The sequence below is a fragment of the Clostridium sp. 19966 genome (assembly GCF_032335695.1).
Taxonomy (GTDB): domain Bacteria; phylum Bacillota; class Clostridia; order Clostridiales; family Clostridiaceae; genus JACTOJ01.
On record NZ_JACTOJ010000013.1, the window covers coordinates 88,328 to 113,850 of the forward strand.

Annotated in this window: 29 protein-coding genes, 1 riboswitch and 1 other annotated feature; of the genes, 25 read left to right on the forward strand and 4 right to left on the reverse strand. The window is 34.2% G+C overall.

The window, feature by feature from the left end; translation table 11 throughout:
• The first annotated feature begins 66 nt into the window (after positions 1-66).
• The 20 genes from IAI10_RS14270 (at position 67) to IAI10_RS14365 (ending at position 14,779) form a co-directional block, all read left to right on the forward strand.
• Complete coding sequence (locus IAI10_RS14270; RefSeq protein WP_315673957.1) at positions 67-405, forward strand: hypothetical protein; 339 nt, start codon at positions 67-69, stop codon at positions 403-405.
• An 8-nt stretch (positions 406-413) separates the two neighbouring features.
• Positions 414-806 (forward strand): hypothetical protein, encoded by a 393-nt coding sequence (locus IAI10_RS14275; RefSeq protein WP_315673958.1) that lies wholly within the window; start codon positions 414-416, stop codon positions 804-806.
• Positions 806-1,351, forward strand: a complete 546-nt coding sequence (locus IAI10_RS14280; protein WP_315673959.1) for a hypothetical protein — start codon at positions 806-808, stop codon at positions 1,349-1,351. Before IAI10_RS14275 ends, IAI10_RS14280 begins: the two co-directional genes overlap by 1 nt.
• A 21-nt stretch (positions 1,352-1,372) precedes the next feature.
• Positions 1,373-1,759, forward strand: a complete 387-nt coding sequence (locus tag IAI10_RS14285; protein WP_315673960.1) for a hypothetical protein — start codon at positions 1,373-1,375, stop codon at positions 1,757-1,759.
• A gap of 29 nt (positions 1,760-1,788) precedes the next feature.
• Positions 1,789-2,010 carry a hypothetical protein gene (locus IAI10_RS14290; RefSeq protein WP_315673961.1) on the forward strand — a complete coding sequence of 74 codons (222 nt, stop codon included), beginning with the start codon at positions 1,789-1,791 and terminating at the stop codon, positions 2,008-2,010.
• Positions 2,011-2,126: 116 nt separating this feature from the next.
• On the forward strand, positions 2,127-4,784 hold the full coding sequence (locus tag IAI10_RS14295; protein WP_315673962.1) for a phage tail tape measure protein: 2,658 nt from the start codon (positions 2,127-2,129) through the stop codon (positions 4,782-4,784).
• Position 4,785: 1 nt separating this feature from the next.
• Entirely contained in the window at positions 4,786-5,481 is a 696-nt protein-coding gene (locus tag IAI10_RS14300) for a distal tail protein Dit (protein ID WP_315673963.1), read from the forward strand.
• Between the two features lie 18 nt (positions 5,482-5,499).
• A complete protein-coding gene (locus tag IAI10_RS14305) occupies positions 5,500-5,883 on the forward strand; it encodes a hypothetical protein (protein ID WP_315673964.1) in 384 nt (127 codons plus the stop codon).
• Between the two features lie 12 nt (positions 5,884-5,895).
• Positions 5,896-6,918 (forward strand): hypothetical protein, encoded by a 1,023-nt coding sequence (locus IAI10_RS14310; protein WP_315673965.1) that lies wholly within the window; start codon positions 5,896-5,898, stop codon positions 6,916-6,918.
• Positions 6,918-7,253, forward strand: coding sequence for a BppU family phage baseplate upper protein (locus IAI10_RS14315; RefSeq protein ID WP_315673966.1), 336 nt, complete (start codon positions 6,918-6,920; stop codon positions 7,251-7,253). Before IAI10_RS14310 ends, IAI10_RS14315 begins: the two co-directional genes overlap by 1 nt.
• Positions 7,253-7,792, forward strand: coding sequence for a hypothetical protein (locus IAI10_RS14320; protein WP_315673967.1), 540 nt, complete (start codon positions 7,253-7,255; stop codon positions 7,790-7,792). The genes IAI10_RS14315 and IAI10_RS14320 overlap by 1 nt, the downstream gene beginning before the upstream one ends.
• A 12-nt stretch (positions 7,793-7,804) precedes the next feature.
• Positions 7,805-8,122 carry a hypothetical protein gene (locus IAI10_RS14325; protein WP_315673968.1) on the forward strand — a complete coding sequence of 106 codons (318 nt, stop codon included), beginning with the start codon at positions 7,805-7,807 and terminating at the stop codon, positions 8,120-8,122.
• Positions 8,123-8,140: 18 nt separating this feature from the next.
• Positions 8,141-8,269 carry an XkdX family protein gene (locus tag IAI10_RS14330; RefSeq protein ID WP_315673969.1) on the forward strand — a complete coding sequence of 43 codons (129 nt, stop codon included), beginning with the start codon at positions 8,141-8,143 and terminating at the stop codon, positions 8,267-8,269.
• A 71-nt stretch (positions 8,270-8,340) separates the two neighbouring features.
• Entirely contained in the window at positions 8,341-10,392 is a 2,052-nt protein-coding gene (locus tag IAI10_RS14335) for a BppU family phage baseplate upper protein (protein WP_315673970.1), read from the forward strand.
• Between the two features lie 86 nt (positions 10,393-10,478).
• Entirely contained in the window at positions 10,479-12,242 is a 1,764-nt protein-coding gene (locus IAI10_RS14340) for a phage tail spike protein (protein WP_315673971.1), read from the forward strand.
• Between the two features lie 15 nt (positions 12,243-12,257).
• Positions 12,258-12,509, forward strand: a complete 252-nt coding sequence (locus IAI10_RS14345) for a hemolysin XhlA family protein (protein ID WP_315673972.1) — start codon at positions 12,258-12,260, stop codon at positions 12,507-12,509.
• Between the two features lie 13 nt (positions 12,510-12,522).
• The gene (locus tag IAI10_RS14350) at positions 12,523-13,551 is read left to right on the forward strand and encodes an N-acetylmuramoyl-L-alanine amidase (protein WP_315673973.1); all 1,029 of its coding nucleotides are present in this window, start codon (positions 12,523-12,525) and stop codon (positions 13,549-13,551) included.
• A gap of 96 nt (positions 13,552-13,647) precedes the next feature.
• Complete coding sequence (locus IAI10_RS14355) at positions 13,648-13,998, forward strand: hypothetical protein (protein ID WP_315673974.1); 351 nt, start codon at positions 13,648-13,650, stop codon at positions 13,996-13,998.
• Between the two features lie 144 nt (positions 13,999-14,142).
• Positions 14,143-14,286 carry a hypothetical protein gene (locus IAI10_RS14360; protein WP_315673975.1) on the forward strand — a complete coding sequence of 48 codons (144 nt, stop codon included), beginning with the start codon at positions 14,143-14,145 and terminating at the stop codon, positions 14,284-14,286.
• A gap of 163 nt (positions 14,287-14,449) precedes the next feature.
• Positions 14,450-14,779: a hypothetical protein gene (locus tag IAI10_RS14365; protein ID WP_315673976.1), complete on the forward strand. Its 330-nt coding sequence runs from the start codon at positions 14,450-14,452 to the stop codon at positions 14,777-14,779.
• A gap of 82 nt (positions 14,780-14,861) precedes the next feature.
• Here IAI10_RS14365 and argS read toward each other — a convergent pair whose 3' ends face one another.
• Positions 14,862-16,616: an arginine--tRNA ligase gene (argS, locus tag IAI10_RS14370; protein WP_315673977.1), complete on the reverse strand. Its 1,755-nt coding sequence runs from the start codon at positions 16,614-16,616 to the stop codon at positions 14,862-14,864.
• A 66-nt stretch (positions 16,617-16,682) separates the two neighbouring features.
• Positions 16,683-16,905, reverse strand: a binding site (T-box leader).
• Positions 16,906-17,054: 149 nt separating this feature from the next.
• On the reverse strand, positions 17,055-17,645 hold the full coding sequence (locus IAI10_RS14375; RefSeq protein WP_315673978.1) for a thymidine kinase: 591 nt from the start codon (positions 17,643-17,645) through the stop codon (positions 17,055-17,057).
• A 258-nt stretch (positions 17,646-17,903) separates the two neighbouring features.
• On the opposite strand from IAI10_RS14375, the gene IAI10_RS14380 reads away from it, so the two are divergent.
• A complete protein-coding gene (locus IAI10_RS14380; RefSeq protein WP_315673979.1) occupies positions 17,904-18,401 on the forward strand; it encodes a hypothetical protein in 498 nt (165 codons plus the stop codon).
• Between the two features lie 40 nt (positions 18,402-18,441).
• Here the strand turns inward: IAI10_RS14380 and IAI10_RS14385 are convergent, their stop codons facing one another.
• Together IAI10_RS14385 and IAI10_RS14390 are read right to left on the reverse strand one after the other, a co-directional pair.
• Positions 18,442-19,800: a DUF445 domain-containing protein gene (locus IAI10_RS14385; protein WP_315673980.1), complete on the reverse strand. Its 1,359-nt coding sequence runs from the start codon at positions 19,798-19,800 to the stop codon at positions 18,442-18,444.
• A gap of 27 nt (positions 19,801-19,827) precedes the next feature.
• A complete protein-coding gene (locus tag IAI10_RS14390) occupies positions 19,828-21,075 on the reverse strand; it encodes a DUF445 domain-containing protein (RefSeq protein WP_315673981.1) in 1,248 nt (415 codons plus the stop codon).
• Between the two features lie 224 nt (positions 21,076-21,299).
• Between IAI10_RS14390 and IAI10_RS14395 the strand changes: the two genes are divergently transcribed.
• The 4 genes from IAI10_RS14395 to IAI10_RS14410 all read left to right on the forward strand — a co-directional run bounded on the left by IAI10_RS14395 (position 21,300) and on the right by IAI10_RS14410 (position 25,495).
• Positions 21,300-22,655 carry a PAS domain-containing sensor histidine kinase gene (locus tag IAI10_RS14395; RefSeq protein ID WP_315673982.1) on the forward strand — a complete coding sequence of 452 codons (1,356 nt, stop codon included), beginning with the start codon at positions 21,300-21,302 and terminating at the stop codon, positions 22,653-22,655.
• Positions 22,656-22,857: 202 nt separating this feature from the next.
• Positions 22,858-23,040, forward strand: a riboswitch (Lysine riboswitch).
• A gap of 195 nt (positions 23,041-23,235) precedes the next feature.
• Complete coding sequence (locus IAI10_RS14400; RefSeq protein WP_315673983.1) at positions 23,236-23,616, forward strand: hotdog domain-containing protein; 381 nt, start codon at positions 23,236-23,238, stop codon at positions 23,614-23,616.
• Positions 23,617-23,634: 18 nt separating this feature from the next.
• On the forward strand, positions 23,635-24,459 hold the full coding sequence (locus IAI10_RS14405) for a 3-keto-5-aminohexanoate cleavage protein (protein WP_315673984.1): 825 nt from the start codon (positions 23,635-23,637) through the stop codon (positions 24,457-24,459).
• Between the two features lies 1 nt (position 24,460).
• Positions 24,461-25,495, forward strand: a complete 1,035-nt coding sequence (locus IAI10_RS14410) for an L-erythro-3,5-diaminohexanoate dehydrogenase (RefSeq protein WP_315673985.1) — start codon at positions 24,461-24,463, stop codon at positions 25,493-25,495.
• Positions 25,496-25,523 lie beyond the last annotated feature (28 nt).

The window sequence follows — 25,523 nt, forward strand, 5'->3', positions numbered from 1 at the left end:
AAACAAGTTAATATAATTAGCGCGCAATTATATTAGAAAATGTAAAAGGATAAGAAGGTGCATTAGATGGAAGAAGAAATTGAACTTAGCAAAGCTTCACAAAATGCTATACAAGTTCTAGATGGCACCAAAACTAATGTCCAAAACAAGTTGTATCTGGCGGTGGACAAGGTGTGTGAGGGTATGGAAGCTAGCTTAAAGCAGCAAGTACCAAATGATTCAAATGATATAAGCCATCAGGTAGAAAGAACTGGAGAGGACATAACAGCATCTGTGGGAGTGCTGAGCGGAGAATTTCAGCAAAATGATTATGATAATATAATCAATGCTATAAACGACACCGTGAATGCTTTCAAGGATGAAATAGGCAATATGCTGAAGGATTATATAATCAGCATGAAGTAGGTGATTGATTGATTTATGGAATTTTAAATCGTCTTGAACAAGATGAAACCTTACAAACCTTATTAAATGCTTCGGCAGAGGATAATAAAATATATCCTATGAATGCAGATAAAGATAAGGTGCCATGCTTAGCTTTCAAGGATAATCCTGTAAGCGATGATGGCAGAATTAAAGTGAACAGGCTAGAGCTGAGAATATTCGATACGGATTATGAACGCTTAGAGAAAATCGCCAGGAGAATAGGAGAAATTCTTATTATACAGGAAGGCGATGAAGGCTTCATATTTCAAGATATGAGCATTATGAGCTGCTCCCAGGATGGTGGGGGTAACACTGAAGACCTAGCAAATAAAATTTATCAAAAATATTATTATTTTAATATAACTTGGAGGTATTTATAATGAGTAAAGATTTAAACGAAGTAATATTAGGAAGCGGAAAGCTATATGTAGCATTATTTAACGGAGGTGCAATGCCAGCAGATACTGCTATTGAAACTGATGACAACAATGTAGGTAAGATTAAGGGAGGAGCAACTCTAACTTACAAGCCTACAATTTACGATGTAGTAGATGATGATGAATTTGTTGTAAAGAGAATAGTTACCAAGGAAGAAGTTACTTTTAAGAGTGGAATACTTACTTGGGATATAACTAACCTAGACAAGCTTTCTACAGCATCCTTTGTAGATGATACTACTAACCATGAAAGAATAATCAAGGTTGGAGGAAAGAGCAAATTAGACAGCTATGTTATAAGATTTGTTCACACTAAGGATGATGGTACAAAGCTTAGAATGACTATAGTTGGAAATTCAAGCAATGGTTTTGCTATGAAGTTTGATCCAGCTAAGGAAACTGTAATTGATGCTGAATTTAAAGCATTATCACAGGATGATGGAACTTTAGTAGAAATAAGAGATGGCTATACAGCAGTGAATGCATAATTAATTAGGAGGTACAACTAAATGAGCAAGATACTTGATTTGTCCCTGTTTCAGGAAGAAACACTAAACATAACTACTCCAAAGGGAGAAGTGATTCATGTTAAAAAGCCTACAGAGGAGCTGGCTATAAAGCTTATATCCTATCAGTATAAGGCACAGGAAATTGAAAAGAAAGAGCAGTATGAGAAAGAAGATCTAAATCAGCTTATGGAGTTTTTGAGAACTCTAGCCAAGGATATTTTAAGTCACAATAAAGATGGAATATCAGTAGATGATAACTATCTTAAAGAGAATGAAATACATTATGGAATGTGGGTAGCCATATTGGAGGCCTACACTGAATTTATGAGTGAGGTAACTTCTGACCCAAACTCCAAATCCCCTCAATCCCGCAGCAAGAGGAAGTAGAGGGAGAAGGACAAGGGGAATTTCAATTTATGAGTGGTGTAAGAGAGGTAATACTTTATTCGGGGCTTAACTACCACGAGGTACTTAAGCTTCCTGTGGATACCTTCATGCTTATGAGGAAGAATGCTTTTGTGGAAAAGTGCATGGAGACAGAGGAAGGAAGAAAGTATCTTGAAGATGTTAAGAGACTTAACATGGTTGAACCTGATTATGAGGCTGTAAAAGAATTTCAAAGTAAAAAGGGTAAATAAACAATAAAGAATCACTATTAAGGCAATTTGTCAAACTAGTGGTTCTTTTTATTTATAGGCTCTAGTAAAGACAAGTTTTTTATTAGAGCCAATTTATAAAAGGAGGTGAAACTTCATTGGCAGATTTAGATTTGCAAAAGCTCAGCTTCTCTCTGGAATTTAAAATGGAGGCGAGCTGGGAAAAAGTAAGCGAGGCTAAAGATGACATAAAGGCTATAGGGGAAGCGGCAGAAGATTCTTCTAAGAAGGTTGATTCTTTGGGGGATTCATCAAAAAAATTTCAAGATGCAATGAAAACCCTAGGTGTAAGTGATTTGCTTAATAAAACAGGCAGCTCTCTAGAGGATATGGCTAAGAAAGGGCTATCTTATGCTATGGGCCTTGAGGATAGCATGAATAAGTATCGAGTCCAGACTGGTATGAGTCAGGAGGATACAGATAAGATAAAGAAATCCATAGTAGATTTATATACAGAGACTGGGAAATCCTATGATGAACTTCAAGAAATGGCAGCAGGACTTCATGATGATCTTGGTATGAATGCTGATGAAATAAACAAATATTCAAAGAATTTTATGGATTTTTCAAAATTCAGCGGTCAAAGCAGTAAAGATGTAATTTCAAATGTAGCTGCTATAAAAGAGTCGTGGAATTTATCAAATTCTCAAATAGCTCCGCTGATGGATAGAATGGTATTAAGTCAGCAAAAATATGGCCTTTCCGTAGCAGATAGCGAGAAGAGTTTAAGTACTTTAGCGCCAGGCTTTCAGACACTAGGCATGAATGTTAATCAGGGACTATCTTATTTAAATCTATTTTCACAGGCAGGAATCAAGAGCAGTGATGCCACAGATGCTCTCAAAAATGCCTTATCAAGGGTTAAAAGTCCAGAGGAACTGGATAATGTCATAAATAAGATGCAGCAAACCAAGGATGCTAGTGAGCGTAGTAAAATGGCTATGGACATTTTCGGAAGTTCAGGAGCCAAGATAGCAGAGGCTATAAAGCCAGGGACAGAAAGCCTAGGAAATATACAGAAGGCTATGGATGGAGCAAATGGTGCAGCTAAAAAGGCTTCGGATGAGATGAGCAAGGGATGGACCAATCAGATAGATAAAATAAAGAATCAATTAAATGGACTATTTGTGGAGTTGGCAGAAAATTTAATGCCAGCAATAAATACAATTGCTGATTTTATTTCTGAGCACAGCACTATAATAACTGGAGCGATTATAAGCATTGGAACTGCTGTAGAAGGAATAAAAATAGCTCAAAAAATCAAGGGAATAATGGACGCTGTAAAAGATCTTAAAGGAATTGAGAAAATAGGAGGAATCTTTACAAAAATATTTGAGTTGCCGCCTCCAGTTTTAATAGCAATAGGAGTAATATCAGCCATAGCTGGGCTAGCCTATATAATAATAAAAAATTGGGGACCGATAACAGGGTTTTTCAAGAAAATAGGACAGGACATCGGTGAAATATTCAATAAGATTGGAAGTACCATAAGCGGTGTTTGGACTGGCATAAAGACTACTGTAAGTAATATATTCAATGGCTTAAAGAGCTCTATAACAAGTATTTTTGGTTCCATATCAAATACTATACAATCAGCTTTTAAGGCTATATCAAATATATTTACTAGTGTGATTGGAAGCATAGCGAATATTATAAGTTCTAAATTTAAAGTGTTCACAGAGGGCTTTAAGAAGATATTTGAAGGGTATAAAACTTACTTTACTGGTATAATTAACACTCTAAAAACAATTATACTAGGACCTATATTAATTATTATAGACACCATAGTTGGACTTTTTACAGGCAAGTTTACCAAATTAAAAGCAGACATTATGCTTATATTTACCGACCTAGGTAAAGGAATTAGTCAGATATGGAATGGCATAAAGCAGATATTCTCAGCGGTTTTAGGAATAATCATTGGAATAATGAGCGGTGCTTGGAATTCTATAGTTAATACTGCAACCAATGTTTGGAATGGATTTAAGAATTTTATTTCAGGCTTATGGAATGCTATAGCTAATACGGCTGTGGCGGCTTGGAATGGGTTAAAAAATGCGGTGGTATCTATAGTGACAGGAATCGTAAATAGCGCTATAAGTATATTCAAAGGTATAATAACCTTCTTTGAAAACCTGCCAGGAAACATGTACAACCTAGGAGTGAACATATTTACCAGTTTAAGAAATGGAATAAGTAATATAATAGGGACTATAGGACAAACTGTACAAAATGGTTTCAATAGTGCGATAAGCTTCATCACATCACTGCCAGGAAAGGCGCTAAAATGGGGTGAAGATTTTATAGATGGAATAGTTAATGGTATAAAAGGCGCTATAGGAAAAGTTGTTGACGCAGTAAGCAGCGTAGGCGACAAAATAAGGAGTTTCCTTCACTTCTCAGTACCGGATGAAGGCCCATTAACAGATTACGAAAGCTGGATGCCGGATTTCATGCATGGACTAGCTAAGGGAATTGATAATAATAAGCACCTGGTTAAAAATGCAGTTAAAAACTTAGCTACAGATATGAATGTGGGTATCAATTATAAAAATGGAGGACTAGCTTTAGCTTCTACGGGAGCAGCACTAACCGGGGCAGCTTCTCAAGATGCAGCTTCGGAGCAAACTATATATAGATTTGAAATAGACATGCCTTTAGATGGAAAGGCTTTTGTGAGAAGAACTATAGATTTTACCGCACAGGAATTAGAGAGAAAGAAAGTAAGTCTTTCCAATGCAAAAGGGGTGAAATAGAATGCCATACTGGTGTTATATAGATGGTGCAAGTTCAAAGGAACTAGGACTTTTAATACCTTCTAGGGCTGCTATACCCTTCAGCAAAAAGGATATGGAATATATAGACATAGAAGGCAGAGATGGTTCTTTAACAAGGGACAAGCACAGAAGATTAGACAAGGTAATTTCAGTGAGTTTTACTGTGGTAGATTTTAATAATATGCCTCAGAGTGCAAGAACTATCAATAGATGGCTGGAAGGCAAGGAGCTAAAATTCAGTGATGATATGGATGTATTCTATAAAGTTAAAAATTATGAAGCGGATGATTTAGAAAGAAGCTATAAAGCTGTAGGAAGCTTCAAAGTAAAATTTACAGTGGATCCATTTAACTGGATGGAGGATGGAAGAAAACAAGTGGAAGTAAGCAAGCCAGGCAATATTTTTAATCTTGCAAATTATAAAAGCCAGCCTGTGATACAGGTATATGGCGATGGAGATATTACGCTTACTATAAATGGTAATGCTATTGAACTTAGTGGCGTAGAGGATAATATAACTATTGATACTGCTGCAAAGCTTGCCTATAAGGACAGTACTCATCAAAACTCTAAAATGTCGGGTATTTTTCCAGAGTTTCAGGAAGGCAGCAATAATATTCAATGGACAGGAAATGTAACAAAATTAATGATAACTCCAAATTGGAGAGATATATAAATAGGAGGATGATAAATTATGTCAATGTCAAATTATTTAGAGGATAAATTATTAAATTTAGTATTAAGGAATACAGCGTTTACTTCACCCACTGCAACTTATCTAGCACTTTATACTTCAGATCCAGGTGAAGCCGATGCTGGTACAGAAGTAACAGGTGGAGCGTATGCAAGGCAAGCTATTGTTTTTGGAGCTCCTTCAAATAATACTGTTTCAAACTCTTCAACCATAGCTTTTCCTGTGGCTACTGCAGCTTGGGGAACTGTAGCTTATGTAGGCATAAGAGATGCCGTTACTGGAGGAAATCTGTTGTTTAGTGCAGCAGTGGGTACTTCTCAGGCAGTAGGAGTAAATAATCAGGTTATCTTTAATGCAGGGCAGATAACAGTAAACTTGGATTAGAGGTGATGCTTTATGGCAGCATCATCAAGCGTTAAAGCCAATGGATATTTAAGAGGTGTTTCAACTTATCAAATATTAAATGATGATACTTACACAAATATTGGACAATACAGGTATGATTCTACGTACCTGTATTTTTTAAAAGGGATTATTTTTAATGCCAAGGTTTTAACTGCAGCTAACGACTCTGCTCAATATACTTGTGCACTAACGGTGCCATTAGTAAGTCATATAAATAGCTTAGGAAAATTAGCAGCAGAATTAATAGTAGAGAAATATGCAGGCTCTATTATTAATACAAAAGCTGACATGGAAGGTAATGTAATAAATAGAAACTTGCTTAACTTAATTGTAAAATCAAGCTTTTCTGTGGCTGCTAATTCTATTTTATTAAAGAATTTGAATAGTGATATAAAAGGCAGCATTAAAACGGAAGCAAGTTATACTAATTTATTGGAGGTACCCTTATTAAGTCATATAAACAGCTTAGGAAAATTAGCAGCAGAATCAATAGTAGAGAAATATGCAGATTCTATTATTAATACAAAAGCTGACATGGAAGGTAATGTAATAAATAGAAACTTGCTTAACCTAATTGTAAAGTCAAGCTTTTCCATAACGGCTGCCTGCATTTTATTAAAGAATTTAAATAGTGATATAAAAAGCGGCAGTAAAATTGCAGCAAGTTATACCATAGATAAAATATTATTTGAAAATATGAATGTAGGTTCTGTAAGCTATGTTAAAGCTAATTATTGGAGAAAGTTGTGTGTTTATATGATATCTAAAATAAATGCTTCTGCAAAAATAAATGTGAAGAGCCAGCTGTTAATCCAAACTAAAAAAACAGAAGAGGCTACATTCAAACTTGATAATGTATTTGAGGAGCAGCTTCAGTTTAAAAATATAGATTTTACATGTATTTGGCATAACTACAATCAGCTTAGCCAATATATCTATAATGATTTAAACATTATGAAATATAAAAACATAACAAGTACCTTTATAAGTTTGGAAGAAAGGGTGATGATATAATGCTAAATATTGCTCAGAACGATATGGGAATATACTATAAGTTTGATATGATAGATGCTTCTGGTCTGCCGATAAACTTAGTGAATTCCAAAGTTCATATAAGATTATTCAGACCGGATGGCAAGGTGAAAGAAATAGACAGCGTAGATGATAACAGCCATTTAGTGATACTAGATGAAGATGATGGAGTATGTCAATATACTATACAAAGTACTGATACAGATATAGAAGGAATTTATACTATGTATGTGTCGGTTATAAATAGCAATTTTAATATTACTGCAGAAAAAAATCTGCAGTATTGTGTTTATGCTGAGAAAGGAAGTGAAGCCTAATGGCAAATTTAATAATACCTACTAAAACGGTAAATGACAAATTTAATCTAACTGATTTTCAGAGTGACTTTAATGAGTTGGCTAGCAGAATAAGCAGCAACGCATCAGCCTATACGGCAGCAGATGTATTAAGTAAATTAAAAACTGTTGATGCTGATGATGCTGGCATTAATGCTACAACTTTGCAGAGTCATGCAGTAGCTGATTTTGTACTAAAATCACAAGATTTATTATATACGGATACTGGTGGAAATGGATACAGAAAATTTCAAGATGGATTTATGATACAGTGGGGAGCAGCAGGTGTACCAAATGGTAGTACAGGAATGGTTACTCAAGATATAAAGTTTCCTGTGGAATTTCCAAATACATGTTATGCAGCATTACTAAGCCTTATGTCAAGACCTGTGGAAGTAAATAATACTTCTTTATGGGGAGCTCAGACTGGTACTGTTTCTAAATCTGGATTTAGTTTTATAACATATCACAATCAACTCGTTTATGGTTCGACTATTGCGTGGGTTGCTATAGGTAAATAAGGAGGAGTATAAATGAAATATATATTTAAAAATTCTGACGGGGGTTTTGGATTTAAAGAAGATTCAATAAATGAGATATTAGCTACAGATGTAAAGATAAGTGATGAGTTATATAATAAGTTTTTTGAAATGCAAAATCAAGGCAAACAGTATAATTTGAAGGATATAAATGCTCTAACATTTGAAGACGCGTTTGAAGAATATAGTGTACTAGTTACTCCTATTCAACCTTCTCAAACAGAACTCATGCAGCAGACTATAGACAGCCAAGTTCAGCAGATAAAAACGCTTCAAGATACAGTAGACCAGTTGGTTTTAGCAAGTCTTTAAGATAAAGGAGGCATAAAAATGTATGAAACTTTAAAAAGGTTATATGAATCAGGAAAGCTAAGTAAAGAAAAATTAAATAATGCAGTAGTTAAAGGTTGGATTAGTCAAGATGAAGAAAATCAAATCACTAACGCTGTAACAAACTAAGAATTTGTAGTACTAATGTTTAATTCCATGTAACTTAGTAATCAAAGATTGATGAAAGCAGGTGATTAAATTTGCAAATAACGGAAAGTATTGATATGGATCTTTCAAAAGAACTTTTAATAAAAATAGATGTAAAGCAGAATGATACTAAAAGCAGGTTTATACAATTTAACCTGCTTTACAATTTTCTGCCGCTAGATTTAACTAATAACTCTGTAAAGATATATGCTGTAAAACCAGATGAAACATTAATTTTTAACAACATTACTGTTGTAGATGCATCTTCAGGAAAAATTTTAGTTGAATTGACTAATCAAGCTTTAGCATTAGAAGGAATATTACAATGCGAGCTTGTTATATACGGTAACGATGGAAGCATATTTTCAAGTAAGCAGTTTAGTATAAATGTCTTGCCGAGCTTAAGAAATGATGAAGCAATAGAATCCAGTAATGAATTTAATGCTTTAACTGCTGCTTTAACTCAAGCTCAGAAGTGGAATGATGAATTTGAGGCAGAGATGCAAAATTTGGATCAGAGATATCAGGATAGACTGAATGAAATTGATTCAGAATTGGCAGATATTGTTCATAATATAAAAGAATTTAATGGGGTTGGAGATAACTCAACTGATAATACTCAGGCTATAATAAACGCTTTAAATTCATTGGTTGTATTTAATAATAAAAAATTAGCTTTTAATAATGGTACTTATTTAACTGGAGTTATTAATAATAAATTAATATCAAATTTAATAATAGAAGGAACTGGTATAGACAAAACTATAATAAAAAAGAACAATACTACTGATAGTTGGTTATTATTTCAATATAATGGCGTGTATAATGTTACATTTAAAGACATAACATTTGAAGGTGTAGAAGAAGATGCTCATCAATTAATAGAAATGAGAGACTCTTATAATATTAAATTTATACGGTGTGCTTTTAGATATGCAAAACAAAGTGGTAGCGTTGGGAATCCACTGTTATTATTAGATGGATGTGGAAACAATACCATACCATTTTTAAATATTATTGACCATTGCATTTTTGATAATTTTTTTACTGGATTATATGAAAGAAGTACGAATGGTACTACACAAAGTGGTGGGAATTTGAGGGTATCAAATTGCATTTTTGAAAATTCAAGACCTGCTAGTGAAGGCGTTAGTATTGGTTGTTTAATTGGAACAAACGATACTTATTCAACGACAAATTATATATTTGAAAACAATGTATTTGATGCTACTCTTGAAGATACTGGTTTATATATTGGTGCTAATAAACATAATATTAAAATTAATAAAAATAATTTTAACTGTTATCAAGTAAATCTATGGGTGCAAGGAGCAGAAGCAACTTACAATAAAGATGTTGTTATAACAGATAATTATTTTTCATCTTTACATGATAGTCCTATATTTATTCAAAATTGTGAGGAATATATAATAGCAAATAATATTTTAACTAATGCAGGACTTGAGGGAATACAATTAGTTGAAAGTAATTATGGTCATGTTCATCATAATATTATTTATAATAGTGGGTTAGTTACTAGTGCATTAAGAGGAATAGGTATTAGAATTACTGATTATTCAGCTACTTACAAGTCTGTATATAATATAATAGAATGTAATACTATTATGAATTGTCCTAAATATGGAGTTGCTGAAGCATCTTTCGGCAATTATAATAAAATAATTAATAATATCTTTCAAAATTGTGCGGAAGATGTATTATTAATTGATAGTAGGCAAATGAATGATAAAGTGTCAAACTTTCCAGATTATCAAGCTACAGATATAACGACATATAATGCAACGGTTAGTTTCAATGCAACTTCAAGAAAAAAATTTTATGTATATACTTATACAAATTTTACATTGGGTACTATTAGCGGAGCTAGAGAGGGAGATATAATCACTCTAGCAATAAAAATAATTAGTGGTACAAGTGGATATACAAATAGTTCGAATATTAAATTTATAAATAATGCTGCTCCATTATGGAGTGATTTGGGGAATGGTAAAACATTGATAATGCAAATATTGTGTACCCCTGACCAAAGTGGAAACACTTCTGTTAGTTATTTAGAAATGTCACGAAGTATAATAACAGGTTAAGTTTATACAAAGTAGGAAACTAAAACGAACAAAAAGGATTTAGATTTTATCTAAATCCTTTTATTTATAAGAAAGGAGTGAATTAATTGATAGTAGTCTATAATTCAAAGGAAACTAATTTTACAACTAATGGGCTAGAGGTTCTAGATAATTGTATAATGGCAGAAGTTACAGAAGAAAAAAATGGAACCTATGAATTGCAGCTGGAGTATCCCACTTATGGTGATGATAAGTGGCTGCAGCTAGTGGAAGGAAATATAATCAAAGCGCCTACCCCCAAAAATGGAGATCAGCTCTTTAGAATATATAAGAAAGTGAAAAATATGACTAGTGTCACTTGTTACGCCAGGCATATTTTTTATGATTTACTTGATAATTTCATAGAGAAATTGAATATAAGTAATCAGAAAGCTGAAGATGCCATAAAAAGTATATTAAATTCAGCGTCTTATTCCCATAGTTTTAAAGCTGCTTCGGATATAGCTAATGCGGCGTCTGCCAATTATTCTATGACTAATATCGTGCAGGCTATTATGGGGGATAGTGAAAATTCATTTTTAAATATTTGGGGAGGAGCTATAGAAAGAGACAATTTTAGCATAAGGATATTTGCACAAGCAGAAGATGCTAGCGGAATTACTATTGAGTATGGGAAAAATCTTCAAGGTGTAGAGGAAGATATAGATATATCTGGGGTAGTTACACGAATCATGCCAAGCACTACTGATTCAAACAGCAATAGTATTACTTTACCAGAGAAATATGTGGATAGTCCTAATATCAATAGCTATCCATATCCCAAAATAAACAATATAGAATACTCAGATATAACTTCTGATGAAACAACTACCACAGATCAAATATATGCAGAGCTTAGAAAAAGAGCCGCTAATGAATTTGCTGTAAACAAGCTTGATGAACCTAGTGTAACTTATACAGTTAATTTCATAGAGCTTTCTCAAACAGAGGAATATAAAGATTTTAAGGAGTTAGAGCAAATATATATCTGCGACACAGTTACAGTAAAGCATGAAAATCTTGGAATAGATATATCTGCTCAAGTAGTTAAGTATGTTTATGATGCAATCCTTGAAAGATACAATGAGATAACTCTCGGCAATTTTAAGCAGGATTTTGCAGTATCCTACAATAAAGAGGTAAGCAGTATAAAGCAGGAGGTGGTAACTAGCAGGGTCAATGTATCCGAAGCAGTAAGCGGCGCTACCTCCTGGATAAGCGGGGATAAGGGTGGCTATGTCACCATAGGAAAAAATGATGATGGCCAGCCAGTGGAGCTAGTTATCAGTGATGATTTAACCATGAAAACTGCCAATAATATATGGAGATGGAACTCCCAAGGGCTTCAATATTCTAATCAAGGGTATACTGGACAATACAACAATGTATTCACCATGAACGGGGATATGAATGTTAATATCAGTAATTCCAGCAAGTGGATCTGCGATGATAAAAGTTATATTTCTGTGCAAAATGGAGATTTAACCAAAGTAACTAGTGGAGTAAGCCAGAAACTTTTTAAAAATATAGAAATTAATACAGTAACTATAGCTTTATCTAAGGATGCAAATAATATAAACAGCGGAATTCAAAAGGTTTATCTTCCAGATAGCTTTAAAAATAAGAATTTTAGAGTGGTGCCTATTACACCAAGCACAGACAAGGCTAGTGGCTATACCATATCCTGTATTGGAGCAAGTATACCTGCAGCAGAAATAAATTCTCAGGAAGGCAGCTTTAATCTATACGCTTGGTATGGAAGAAAAGATTCCTCCCAACAGGATGTATATGGAGGAAACTTATCCATCACCTATATAGCCCTAGAGGTCTAGTAAAGGCGGTGAAGTATGAATAATTATGATTATAAGCTTTTTGAGGAAAAGCATAAAGCAATAAATGAAAAAATAAATCTTCAGGAAAAAAGGATAAATAATCACTCTGAAAGAATTGATAAATTGGAGCAGGACAGCAGGGAATACAAAATACACATAAAAAGTTTATGTGATCAGATGGAGAATTTAATATCAACTATAAAATGGGGACTGGGCATATTTGTTACAGTCTCAATTTTTATAATAGGAGTTTTTATAAAAAAATAAGGAGATGAGTTGAATGAATATCATTGAACCAAATTTATCTTGGAATGGAGCCCTCATTTTAAATAATGTTCCAAAGCTTATTGTGGATCATCATGCAGAAGCCTTCAGCTGCAGCATACAGGATATAGATAGATGGCATAAGGAAAGAGGCTGGATAGGCTGCGGTTATCATTTCCTAGTTAGAAAGGATGGCAGCGTATATAGAGGAAGGCCAGAAAACGCGGAAGGTGCCCATTGTTATGGCTATAATACAAATTCCCTTGGAGTCTGCTTCGAAGGAAATTATATGGAAGATTCCATGCCGGAAGTACAGAAACAAGCTGGAATAGAGCTGCATAAATACTTAATAGGAAAATATCAGCTGGACAGAATAGAGCCCCATAGAGCATTATATAATACCTCCTGCCCGGGAGATAAATTTCCTTTTGATGGAATAAAAAATGCTTCGTTAAATAGCCAGGGCTCCACCGTTAACTATCAGCCTATACAAAATAGAAGCTGGCTGCAGGTTGGGGATAGTGGAGATAAGGTTAAGCAACTTCAAAGTGAGCTTATAAAGCTTGGATATGATTTGGGGCAGTATGGAGCTGATGGAGAATATGGACAGGCTACTAAGAATGCAGTATATAAATTTCAGCAGGATAATGGACTTAGCTCAGATGGTCTAGCTGGAGAGCAAACCTTCAATTGCTTAAATTCTAAGGCAGCTGGGTTAGAGGCTCCAAAGGAAAATGATGTAGTGAAAAATTTTCAGCAGGCTTCTAATTTAGCTGGATACAATCATTTATCTGAGGACGGCATAGAGGGAACTGCTACTGATGCAGTGATAAGTAAAGCACTTTTACAAAGGGGAAGCAGGGGAGAATTAGTAAAATGGCTTCAAAATAGGCTTATGGCTCTTGGATTTTCCTGTGGCAGCAGCGGAGCTGATGGAGTTTTTGGAAACTGTACTTTTGTAGCAGTGCAAAATTTTCAAACGTCTAAGGGATTAGCCAAGGATGGCATAGCTGGACCTGATACCATAAAAACATTATTGAAATAATATTCGGTTATGTTTTAAAAGAATGTTGATAAAGGCTTTGCAAGAATCAATGCTGATTTAAAACAAAGCTTAATATTTAAAGAAGGAGAGAGGTTAATGAAGGAAGAGATAGTAAATCAAATTGTAATACCTTTGCTGGCTGCTTTTATAGGAACGATAATGGAACTTGGCAGACGTGAAGTGAAGAAATATTTGGACAGCAAAAAAGAATTGCTTGAAAAGCAAAAGCTGGCACTTCAGCAAAGCATGGGAATAGAGCAGTACAACAAGGATAAAGAACTCATTAAAGATTCTGTTAAGTCCGTAGAGCAGCTGGGTAAAGAGCTGGATTGGGAAGGAACACTTAAGCACAGCAAGGTGTTAGCTATGATAGAAAACAAGACAAGTCTCACCAGTGATGAAATATATAATATTATAAAAGCTGCGGTATTTGAGGTAAATAAGTAGTATATATTTTAAATCAGTGTTGATTTTTACACTGATTTAAAATATTCCTTTGGTGGGGAAGGCTATGTTTTAAAATGTTGATATTATCGTTTGAGTTCTAGGAACTCTTAGGGCTTGCGACTTATAATTGGCGTAATTTTGCTCATGGACGAGCAAAGCCATTCAAGCGCCATGGATGGCGTATTTGAATGGGTAGTCAATTATAACAAAGCAGCCCTTAGAGTTACTCACATGGGTTCTGAAAGAAACCATGCCAGACGAAAAACGTCTTTATCAACATTCTTTTAAGACATAGCCTAGATAGTTAATATAAGAAGTAAACAAATTATTAAACATTAAGGATAATTAGCTTGAATATGGAATATATAGTAAATAGAGTGTAAAATATGATATATAGAAATATGGCTTCTAGGGTTTGACTCCAACAAAAATACTTTTGGAGGGATAAAAAATGGAAAACCTAAGGACATTTCTAGTGAACTATAAGTTTATACTGATACTTATTCTTATCCTAGTGCTTTATGCTGCATGTGAGTGGCAAAGCTTCAAGGCTAAGCTTTATTCATTGATGCTGTTGGCAAAAAGCCTTGCTAAAGATGCTGTATTAAAAAGCGGAGATGAGCAGGTTAAGTGGGTGGTAGATAAAGCATATGTATTTTTACCTAAGCGAATAACCATATTTATAAGTGAAGGTATGATGGAGAAAATAGTATTCTATCTTTACCACAAAGCCAAGGACTATTTAGACGATGGGAAGATAAATGGAAGTGTACAAGCATAATTAAAAAAACAATCATAGCATGATTTACTATGATTGTTTTTTTATAACCAATTAGGAATCAGAAATTTTGATTTTTGATTTATTACATTTTTTCAGGCACTTCTATAGCCATTATATCACAGCAGGTTTCAAGTACGTTTTTAACTATGGAGATTAGTTTAAGCCAAGATGCTTTTGTAGCTTCATTTTCTTCAGAAAGTATCTTGTTTTCTCCATAGAACTTGTTGAATAAATTGGCAAGCTCAAACATATATTCACACAATTTATGAGGTGCTCTTTCATTAAAGCTGAATTCCAAGGTATCGTTAAAAGTAGTTACCTTAAGAAGAATATCTCTTTCCGTAGCACTTTTTGGAGCTAGAAGTTCTCCTTCAGAAATTTTTCCCGCTTTTCTTAATATAGACTTTATCCTTACTATAGTGTAAAGGATATATGGACCAGTCTTTCCATCAAAGGAAGTAAATTTATCTATATCAAATATATAATCTTTGGAAATCTGATTTGATAAATCTCCGTATTTTACGGCTGCAAGCCCTACCTTTTTAGCTATATCCTCAGCTTCGGCTCCATCCATTTCACTCTTATTTTCAAGAATTTTTGCTTTAACAGTATCTCTTACCTGACCTACTAGGTTCTCAAGCCTCATTACTCCGCCTTCTCTTGTCTTAAAAGGCTTTCCATCCTTTCCGTTCATGGTACCATAGCCTATGAATTGAAGGTTAAGTTTTTCGCTGGCAATCTTAGTTTTATTTACGCATCTGAAGACTTGCTCAAAGTGAAGCTCCTGCCTCTTATCTACCACATACATTATAGTATCTGGATTAAATTCTTTAACTCTTTCGTAGATAGTAGCCACATCCGTAGTGCTGTAAAGTGAAGCGCCATCTGATTTTAATATTATTATAGGAGGAATTTCCTTTGTATCAGTTTCTTCAGCTACATCCACCACCAAGGCTCCCTTGCTTTCGTAAGCATAGTTGTTTTCCTTAAGATAGGTAACTACAGTATCTATATACTTCTGGCTGTCGCTTTCACCATTCCAAAGATCAAAATCTACATTCAGATTATCGTAATTTTTCTTTAAATCCCTCTTGGATACATTTAAAATGTGTTTCCATAAAGCCACGTAACCAGGCTTGCCATTTTGAAGCTCTACAGTAGCAGCTTGAGCCTCCTGCATCAAAGCAGGGTCCTCCTTAGCTTTTTTGCTGGCAGTAGGATAGATTTCTTCAAGATCTGATATAGTAAACGGAGCTTCTTCTGGATACTCTCCAGTAAAGCTGTCGTCGAAATAAGGGAGCTCTGGATTTCTTCTTTTCACTTCAGTTATTATCATTCCCATCTGAAGTCCCCAGTCTCCAAGATGAACGTCTCCTATAACAGTATGACCTAGATATTTAGCCATTCTCTTTATGGTCTCACCTATTATTGCTGTTCTCAAGTGACCTACATGAAGAGGCTTTGCTACGTTTGCGCCACCATAATCAAGCACTATGGTCTGAGGATTCAAGGAAGCCTCAACACCAAATTTGCTGTCTGCTGCTATTGCTTCAATATAGTTTTTAAGATAGCTGTCCTGAAGCTTTATATTTATAAAGCCAGGATTAACTACAACAACCTCACTGAATATATCTGAATTAATTTTAGCTACTACTTCTTGAGCTATGTCCAAAGGTCTCTTCTTGTATTTCTTAGCTCCAGCCATAGCACCATTACACTGATATTGGCAAAGGTCAGGACGGTTTGAAGAAGTTACCATTCCAAGACTTTTATCGTAGCCTGCTTCTTCAAAAGCATTTTCAAACACTTCTGTTATAAGTTTTATTAATTTTTTCATGTTTTCCTCCTTAAATTATTGGCTTTCTTTAAAAACGTAGGTGAATACAAAAATCCCCGCCTCCTGTGAAGAGACGGGGATACCGTGGTACCACTCTTATTTAAATATATGATAAACATTAAAGAACATATACTACTTAAAACCTTAACGCAGTTAACGGCGCACCTTACTGTGAGTTCGGGCAGCTTCTCAGAGGCTCTCTTCCTTTGATACTAAGATGCAAAGCTTCCATCAACCTTTGCTCGCTGTAATCTCCATAAAAAAGTACTTTTCTCTTCAATGAATTTATATTTAAAGAATCCAACTATTTCATTACATAGATTCTATCAAAAAAATTATTTCTATGCAAGAATTAATTCTATTATCTGTTTTTTGCCTTAATTTCAGGCATATTTTAAATCAGTGTTTATCAACATCCTTTTAAAACATAACCTAATTTTATTCTGCAGGTGGAACAAAGCATTCTCTGCATCTAGGCTCATAGCTTTCTTTATCACCTTGAAGAATAGTTTGTCCTTTTTTAGTAACCGGCTTTCCGTTGGAAAGTCTCTGACTAAATAAAGCTTTCCTTTTTTTGCAGCAGGCGCACACCGGATACATATGCTCTACTTCATCTGCTAAGGCCATTATATCTCCCATTTTTCCGAAGGGAAGACCTTCATAATCCATACTTAATCCAGATATGATAACCCTTTTAGAAAATATTAATTTCTGTACAAGCTCCACTATTTTTCCTTTAAAGAATTGAGCTTCATCTATGCCTATTACATCGTAATCCTCACAGGTTTTTAAAGTTTCCTCAATAACTTCATCTGTGATAATCTCTGGAAGTTCTAGTGCACATCTTTGAAGTCCTGTTCTGGACACTACTCTATTTTTACCATCCCTTACTTCCATTTCTGGCTTGAAAAGAATGACTTTTTTTCCTTCATAAGCTTCCGCAATATTTATGCTATGTATAAGCATTCCGCTTTTTTCGCCAAACATTGGCCCTGTATATACTTTTAATCCTATATCTTCTATGAACATTAAAAAATTCCCCCAATATTTTTATGTGTACAAACCGGTTTTATTATAGCATAATTATATTAAAAGTGGTTATTAGAAAAGTCTTAAATTTGTCTTTATCAATTCTATAATATGTTCATCGACAACAATTAACAATTTTGTAGAAAATATATTGTTTTTCTTTAAAAAATTTTTGTTTAATTTGTATTGTAACAAAAATGACACAGAAATATAGGAGAATATAATGGGAAATAGAATAGAAATAAGGGAGGTGAAAATATGGATACAAATTCAATATTAAATCTTTCACAGCTTCAGCAATTGAATGGTTATGGAAGTACAAGCTCTATAAATTCTACTGATGATACATCTACAAGTGATATTTTTCAAAATTTGTTAATGCAGATGTTTGAAAAAGCAAATACAAATAGTGCTCAGACTACTACAGCTGCAGCAAGCTCCCAAGGCTCAAATACATTAACTTCTAGTGATTCTAATGATGAAGCTAAAAAACTAGAAGAAATGCTTCAGCTTATGGCTATGCAAAGGATGATGACCAGCTCTGATATGAGCTCCACTGATGATAGCAGCGATGACAGCTCAGATTCAGGTTTTTCCATTGGAGCCAGCAGTAAATTAATGTCTCAGCAATTGGAAAATGTAATGCTGCAGGCTATGAATAGTTTAGCAAATTCAAATAGCAGCGCTGCTTCAGCAAGTAGCACTTCTGCTCAAAATGCTGTTCAAGATACAGTGAAAAGTGCAGCAGCAGTATAGCAAGAATTAAGCAAAAAGGATTGGGGTTAACCCAATCCTTTTAAAAAAACCTATTAATCAAAGGGCCATATATTTGATTTATAAAAATATATACAATCACACCTAAAATGGCTCCCACAATTCCACCATTTATCCTTATCCAATGAAGATCATTTCCAGCTTTTTCTTCTATAAACAAATTTAAATCATCATTTGTTAATTTATTCATGGAGTCTTCTACTATTTTTCCAATAAAGTGATGCTCCGATTCTATAAAGCCATATATGAGCTTCTTGATAAACATATTTGCCTTGGATTTTGACTCTTCGCTATTTTTGAATTTATCCCAATAAAGCTCCGTTTCATTTTTAACCCAAAGAACGATTAAATGAATATTATCTTTGTATACATTCTTATTATCTGAATTCCAGTATTCATCAATAAAATTATCACTGGAGATAGCTTCCTTTAAAGAGGATATTATATCTTCTAAAATTTCTTCTATTTCCTCTCTTATAGATATAGAAGCTATAGTATCTAGCTTCCAGTTCTCAATATCTTTTATAACGTCCTCCTGTGTGAGTTTAATCAGCGCTTCATTAATTTTTATAGTTAACTTTTTATATAAGTCACTGTTTTCATTTTTAAGCTCGCTGAGCATCTCCAATATTTGTCTTTGTATAGCCTCCGAAGCGTCCATTATATTTACGCTGTTTGTACCTTCTGCAAGCCCGAGAGCTACCTGCATAATAGTCTTCTTGAAGCCCTTTCTGGCTTTTATATTTTCATTAACTAATTCATCTATAGTAGAATAAATTGCTTCCCTAGTGGAATCCTTATTTACAGTTTCAATAAGAAGCTCCGAAACTGCGAAAACAAGCTCAGTATATTCCTTGCTGCGTATGAATATTGTTAAGGCCTCATTTATCCTATCAGTTAAATCTAATTTATTAAAATATTTTTTAACTTCAGTTTCTATATATAAAGAAGCTTTCGAAGCATCAATATTTTCAAGAACAGGTAAGGCATATTTTTTCGTAAGAGCAGCTGCGTAGCCTTTACCCCGAAGATTATTATCTGCATAAGATATTAAAGCTTTAATTATATCTATTTCTTCCAATTTCTTTTGAAGTATATTGGGGCTAATAAGCTCGTTCTCAACTATTTTTGAAATGGAGCTTATTATTTTTTCCCTGTTTCTCGGAATAATTTCAGTATGATAGGAGAAACCTAAGGGCTTCTTATATAGTGCTGTTATAGCAAACCAATCCGCAGCACTGCCTACCAAGGCCGCTTCAAATGCAAAGTTAAACATATTTATTATGTATCCACTTCCAAAATATTGCTTTAATAAAGCGGTGACAATGAAAGCTATGAGAAAAATTACTAATAATATATCTGCTATCTTTTTATTTTTCATATTAAACTCCCTAAATTAACATTTGTTTTAAAAAGGTATAGAGTTAAAGAAAAAAGCTAATATTCCTACGAATCCGCCAACTATCGATCCATTGATTCGTATAAGCTGAAGATCATCACCTGCTTTAGATTCTATAAGCTCTATAAGCTCATCGTTTGAGTAGCTGGATAGATTATCTTTTATTATATTTTTTAAATTGTTATGAGCTATTTCTATGATACTGTAGGATAGGCTTCTTAAGCCTTCATTAACTATTCGCTGCCAGTTTGGGTTGTTTTCAAAGGTATCTGCTGCGGTTATAAGCTGATTATATAGCACCACAGATAATTTATCTAAATTTCCTCCATTGTTTAGGCTGTCAGCGCTGATTTTATCAAGATAAATTATGAAGTTATCCTTGCCAAGTAAGCTATCAAGCTTTGAAAGTTTCCAATCCTCTACAAGCTTAATGAGCTTAGCATTGTTCTTATATTCGTCGAATTTGCTATAAAGCCAGATTTTTAAACTTTTTCTAGAATCACTGGAAGGATTCTTAGCTCTAACAAGATAACCGAGAATCTTTTGCTGAATAGATCTTGCAATGTCTTCCGGTGAAGTTTGCAGCAGTATATCAAGCACAAAATTATTTATGAATTTTCTTCGAGCCATTCCATTTTCATAAGAAGTTTTTGTAGTAATAGCCATGTCTTTTAATATGCTGAAAAAATCATCACTCTTTGAAAAAATTATAAGCTCATCTATAATAAAATCCAATATCTTTTCATCATATCCAGATTTAATTGAGGTTTCTATAGAAGATTTAATTATGCTCCATAGAGATATCTTGGTCAAATTTTCCTTTAGAAGCTTAGATATCACTTCTAGAGATTCTTCATCTCTCACATCTATTATTCTGTAGATTAATGAAAATACAGCATTTTTAAAATTTTCATCATCCTTGTTTTTTTTAATATATGAAATTATAATTTCAGAAAAATTGTATTCGCCAGCAAACTTATTTAAGCTGTCTTTTGTGATTAGGTCTTCAGTGACCATATTGCATAGCGCATTAATAATTTTATCTCTGTTTCTAGGAACTATTTCTGTTTTATAAGATATACCTAGAGGTTTATGAAATAGTGCAGTAATACCATACCAATCCGCAAAGCCCCCTATCATAGAAGCACAGAAAGCGCTGCTTAATAAACCGCCCCAAAAAGTTCTATGGAAAGGATATGCTATTAAAAAACCTAAAGTAACGATTATTAACAATATAGTAGCCTTATGTTTATTCATAGGAGGTACCTCCGCAAAAGAATTTATTATTGTTTATTATACCACAATTGATGATTTTTTTATTTCATCAGTAATTTCAAGGTTATTAGAATTATAAATGATGACAGCAATCATTACATATGTTAAAGATATGAACATTTATGTAGTTATTATGAAAAAACTATATTATAATATTGTAATGTATGATTTACAGCAGAAACTTAAGATAGTTATGGAGATAACATATGGAAAATATATCAAGCCTACTTTATAGGCTTCAAAGTCATAAAACTGGAATTGCAATAGTTGTTTTACTAGCATTCATAATATATTTATTGATAGATAGAAATAAGCATATAAGAAAAGAGAAGAAACTTAGGGATGAGATGGAATTTTTAAGGACTGTAATTAATTCTCTTCCAGATATAATATGTTTTAAGAATGCTGAAGGAAGATGGGTAGAAGCTAATGAGGCTATTATGGAACTATATAGTACTGATGATAGAATCATAGGTAAAAACCATGAGGAGCTTTCAAAGCTTCTTCCTGATTTTAAGGAAGAATTGAAGAATTGCGAAAAGACAGATTCGGATATCTGGCATAATGGGAAAACAGCCATGGTGGAAGAAGTATTTCATATTAATAGCGAAAATAAAAGAATATTTGAGGTTATAAAGGTGCCTTTATATTATGAAGATGGAAGTAAGAAGGGACTAGTGGTGGTAGGAAGGGAAATCACAGAAAGAAAAAAAGCAGAAGAAATAAAAAGGCAGGCAGAGGAGAGTAACAAGCGGTTAAATGATTTAAAACAGTACGATGCAGTAAGAACAGAATTCTTTGCTAATTTATCTCACGAATTAAGAACACCGCTCAATATGATAATGGCACCAGTTCAGCTCATAGAGCTCATGCCTGAGAATAAGGAAAAGGTAATGAAATGCGTAGGAATTATAAAACAAAATTGTTTCAGGCTAATTAGATTAATAAATAATATTATAGATATAACTAAAATTGAATCGGGCTACATAACCATGAACATAAAAAAGCAGAATATAGTATCAGTAGTAGAAGATACTGTTATTTCAGCCAGCAATTATATTGAGAACATGGGGCTGGAACTGATATTTGATACGGATATTGAAGAAAAATATATTTATATGGATGCAGATAAATTTGAAAGAATAATTCTTAACTTACTTTCCAATGCGATTAAATTCACTAACCCTGGCGGCAGCATCTTTGTTAATATGTACGACTTGGAAGGAAAAATAAGAATTTCAGTTAAGGATACTGGCATTGGTATACCAGAAAATAAGAGGACCAGCATCTTTGAAAGATTTGTTCAGGTGGACAAATCTCTTTCTAGAAATACTGAGGGAAGCGGCATAGGGCTTTCACTGGTAAAGGCTTTTGTGGAAAAGCATGGGGGTAGCATAAGTATAAACAATGAATATGAAGATGGTACAGAATTTATTATGGATATTCCCACAGATTATTTTAGCGAAAAAGATTGCAGCATAGAAAATGCAGAAATAGAAGGAGAAACCTTAAAGAATAAAGTTCAGATTACGAATATAGAATTTTCTGATATATATTCTTGATAGGCTTAAAAGGTCTTATCAATTATTTAAAAAATAACCCATTAATTTTACAAAAAGTAATAATTATAAGGGAAAAACACAGAAAAATTAATAAACTGCAAAAAGATACCAAAATAGCATAAATAATATTTTTAAAATTTCTCTAGGGTGTATCATTTTTGAGGTAAGTAGAATATATATATTTTACCGATACAAATTAATATACATAAATAGAGGAGCAGGTAATTGGGTAACAGGGAAATGTTAAGGATAAGAACCTCCAAGGTTCTTTGTGAAGGGGTTATCTGCCGAAAGGTCTTGCTGGTTCTTCAGCTAAAACCTTGGAGATAGCAGAAAAAACTGCTGTTTCTGTCATGAAAATATTTTGTGGAGTGCTATTTATGTAATGAGAATATAGATTTTCATTGCATAGCAGCTCTTCATAGGTGAAATTATGATATTAAAAGCACTGAAAATCTTTCAGTGCTTTTTTTAATGCCTTCAGACTGCAGCCAGCATTAATGCAGCTTGGAGATAGGAAGAGAACGACTAGTTTAATGTAAGTCTACATTTAGCAAAACATGAAACGGAGGAATTTGGAATGAAAGCATTAATAAGAGTAAGAATGAGTTTAAGTGATGCCCACTATGGAGGAAATTTGGTGGACGGAGCAAAAATATTGGAGCTATTCGGCGATGTGGCTACAGAGCTTCTAATAATCAATGACGGAGATGAAGGATTATTTAAAGCTTACGATAATATTGAATTTTTGGCACCAGTATATGCAGGGGATTTTATAGAAGCAGAAGGAGAGATAGTTAAGGTGGGAAACTCTTCAAGAGCTATGAGGTTTGAAGCAAGAAAGGTGATAGTGCCAAGGTCAGATGTAAATGAATCTGCAGCAGATGTGCTGGATAAACCTATAGTGGTTTGCAGAGCCTCAGGAACTTGTGTGGTTCCAAAGGATAAGCAGAGAAAATAATTTGGAAGAGGGAGCTATATGGAAAAACTCATAATAACCGCCGCTATATGCGGGGCGGAGGTTACCAAAGAACATAACGAGAAAGTACCTTACACAGTCAGTGAGATAGGAGAAGAAGCAGAAGCTGCTTTTAAAGCAGGGGCGAGCATAATACATCTTCATGTAAGGGAAGATTCAGGAGTTTCTACTCAGGACAAAGAACGCTTTAAGCTCTGTATAGAGGAGATAAAAAAAAGATGCCCTGGGGTGATAATTCAGCCTTCTACTGGAGGAGCTGTAGGAATGACAAATGAAGAAAGACTTCAGCCTATATATCTTAGACCAGAAATGGCTACTCTGGATTGCGGCACCTGCAACTTTGGTGGGGATGATATATTTGTAAACACTGAGAATACCATAATTGAATTTTCTAATAAGATGAAGGAACTTAACATAAAACCAGAGCTAGAGGTTTTTGATAAAGGCATGATAGATATGGTTATTAGATTAAATAAAAAAGGAATAATTAAAGCACCCTTGCATTTTAATTTCGTTCTTGGAGTAAATGGAGGAATAAGTGCTGAGTTAAGGGATTTTTCCTTTATGAAGGATAGCCTGCCAGCAGGAAGCACTTTTACGGCAGCGGGTCTGGGAAGATTTGAATTTACGGTGGCAGCTATGTCCATAATATCGGGAGGTCATGTAAGAGTTGGCTTTGAGGACAATGTATATGTGGAAAAAGGTGTAAAGGCAAAATCAAATGGAGAGTTAGTGGAGAAGGCAGTAAGGCTTTCGAGAGAACTTGGTCGAGAAATTGCTTCTCCTGAGGAAGCTAGGAAAATATTAGGCATAGGGGGATTTTAACATGAAAAAAGGATGTAAATATGGAACTCATAGGGTGCTGAGCCCGGAAGGAGTACTTCCTCAGGCAGCCTATAGCATTAGTAATGATATGGAGCCTTACAGCAATGAAATACTTATCGATGTGCAGGCACTTAATATTGATTCCGCAAGCTTTACACAATTGGAGGAAGAGGCTGGCGGAGATATAGAAAAAATCAAGAAAAGAATACTTGAGATAGTAGCAGCCAGGGGAAAGATGCAGAATCCTGTAACAGGCTCAGGAGGAATGCTTATAGGAACTGTAGAGAAGATAGGTGAAGATTTAAACAATATAGATTTAAAAGTAGGGGACAAAATAGCTTCTTTGGTGTCTTTATCCCTTACACCATTAAAGATTGATGAAATAACGAATATAAAGCCAGAGATAGACAGGGTTGAAGTGAAGGCAAAAGCAATACTTTTTGAAAGCGGTCTTTATGCTAAGCTTCCTCAGGATATGCCTGAGACTCTTGCTCTAGCAGCTTTAGATGTGGCTGGAGCTCCAGCTCAAACTGCCAAACTGGTAAAGCCCTGTGAGAGTGTGCTTATATTAGGAGGTGCTGGAAAATCAGGAATGCTATGCTGTTATGAAGCTATGAAAAGAGTGGGACCTACTGGAAAAGTTATTGCTGTGGTGGTAGATGAAGCTCAAGCTGAAAGATTAAAATCCATGAAGCTTTGCCATGAAGCTATTATAGCGGATGCCACAAAACCTGTAGAAATATTAAATAAGGTAATAGCTGCTAATAGCAATAAAGAAGTTGATGTTTCTATAAATTGCGTAAATGTTCCTAATACAGAGATGGGAGCTATACTTCCAGTAAGAGATGGAGGAACAGTATATTTCTTTTCCATGGCCACCAGCTTTACCAAGTCTGCTTTAGGGGCAGAGGGAGTAGGAAAAGATATCAACATGGTTATAGGAAATGGCTATACCAAGGATCATGCAGAAATTACATTAAATGAATTAAGAGAAAATAAGCAATTAAGGGAGTATTTCGAAGCTGTATATATGTAACAAAGCTATACCCTAGTTGATTTTGAAG

Bases quoted from the DNA above. Each gene is read 5' to 3' on its own strand.
- IAI10_RS14270 (WP_315673957.1), top strand. From the start codon at position 67: ATGGAAGAAGAAATTGAACTTAGCAAAGCTTCACAAAATGCTATACAA.
- IAI10_RS14280 (WP_315673959.1), top strand. From the start codon at position 806: ATGAGTAAAGATTTAAACGAAGTAATATTAGGAAGCGGAAAGCTATAT.
- IAI10_RS14285 (WP_315673960.1), top strand. From the start codon at position 1,373: ATGAGCAAGATACTTGATTTGTCCCTGTTTCAGGAAGAAACACTAAAC.
- IAI10_RS14290 (WP_315673961.1), top strand. From the start codon at position 1,789: ATGAGTGGTGTAAGAGAGGTAATACTTTATTCGGGGCTTAACTACCAC.
- IAI10_RS14300 (WP_315673963.1), top strand. From the start codon at position 4,786: ATGCCATACTGGTGTTATATAGATGGTGCAAGTTCAAAGGAACTAGGA.
- IAI10_RS14305 (WP_315673964.1), top strand. From the start codon at position 5,500: ATGTCAATGTCAAATTATTTAGAGGATAAATTATTAAATTTAGTATTA.
- IAI10_RS14310 (WP_315673965.1), top strand. From the start codon at position 5,896: ATGGCAGCATCATCAAGCGTTAAAGCCAATGGATATTTAAGAGGTGTT.
- IAI10_RS14315 (WP_315673966.1), top strand. From the start codon at position 6,918: ATGCTAAATATTGCTCAGAACGATATGGGAATATACTATAAGTTTGAT.
- IAI10_RS14320 (WP_315673967.1), top strand. From the start codon at position 7,253: ATGGCAAATTTAATAATACCTACTAAAACGGTAAATGACAAATTTAAT.
- IAI10_RS14325 (WP_315673968.1), top strand. From the start codon at position 7,805: ATGAAATATATATTTAAAAATTCTGACGGGGGTTTTGGATTTAAAGAA.
- IAI10_RS14330 (WP_315673969.1), top strand. From the start codon at position 8,141: ATGTATGAAACTTTAAAAAGGTTATATGAATCAGGAAAGCTAAGTAAA.
- IAI10_RS14345 (WP_315673972.1), top strand. From the start codon at position 12,258: ATGAATAATTATGATTATAAGCTTTTTGAGGAAAAGCATAAAGCAATA.
- IAI10_RS14350 (WP_315673973.1), top strand. From the start codon at position 12,523: ATGAATATCATTGAACCAAATTTATCTTGGAATGGAGCCCTCATTTTA.
- IAI10_RS14355 (WP_315673974.1), top strand. From the start codon at position 13,648: ATGAAGGAAGAGATAGTAAATCAAATTGTAATACCTTTGCTGGCTGCT.
- IAI10_RS14360 (WP_315673975.1), top strand. From the start codon at position 14,143: ATGGACGAGCAAAGCCATTCAAGCGCCATGGATGGCGTATTTGAATGG.
- IAI10_RS14365 (WP_315673976.1), top strand. From the start codon at position 14,450: ATGGAAAACCTAAGGACATTTCTAGTGAACTATAAGTTTATACTGATA.
- argS (WP_315673977.1), bottom strand. From the start codon at position 16,616: ATGAAAAAATTAATAAAACTTATAACAGAAGTGTTTGAAAATGCTTTT.
- IAI10_RS14375 (WP_315673978.1), bottom strand. From the start codon at position 17,645: ATGTTCATAGAAGATATAGGATTAAAAGTATATACAGGGCCAATGTTT.
- IAI10_RS14380 (WP_315673979.1), top strand. From the start codon at position 17,904: ATGGATACAAATTCAATATTAAATCTTTCACAGCTTCAGCAATTGAAT.
- IAI10_RS14385 (WP_315673980.1), bottom strand. From the start codon at position 19,800: ATGAAAAATAAAAAGATAGCAGATATATTATTAGTAATTTTTCTCATA.
- IAI10_RS14390 (WP_315673981.1), bottom strand. From the start codon at position 21,075: ATGAATAAACATAAGGCTACTATATTGTTAATAATCGTTACTTTAGGT.
- IAI10_RS14395 (WP_315673982.1), top strand. From the start codon at position 21,300: ATGGAAAATATATCAAGCCTACTTTATAGGCTTCAAAGTCATAAAACT.
- IAI10_RS14400 (WP_315673983.1), top strand. From the start codon at position 23,236: ATGAAAGCATTAATAAGAGTAAGAATGAGTTTAAGTGATGCCCACTAT.
- IAI10_RS14405 (WP_315673984.1), top strand. From the start codon at position 23,635: ATGGAAAAACTCATAATAACCGCCGCTATATGCGGGGCGGAGGTTACC.
- IAI10_RS14410 (WP_315673985.1), top strand. From the start codon at position 24,461: ATGAAAAAAGGATGTAAATATGGAACTCATAGGGTGCTGAGCCCGGAA.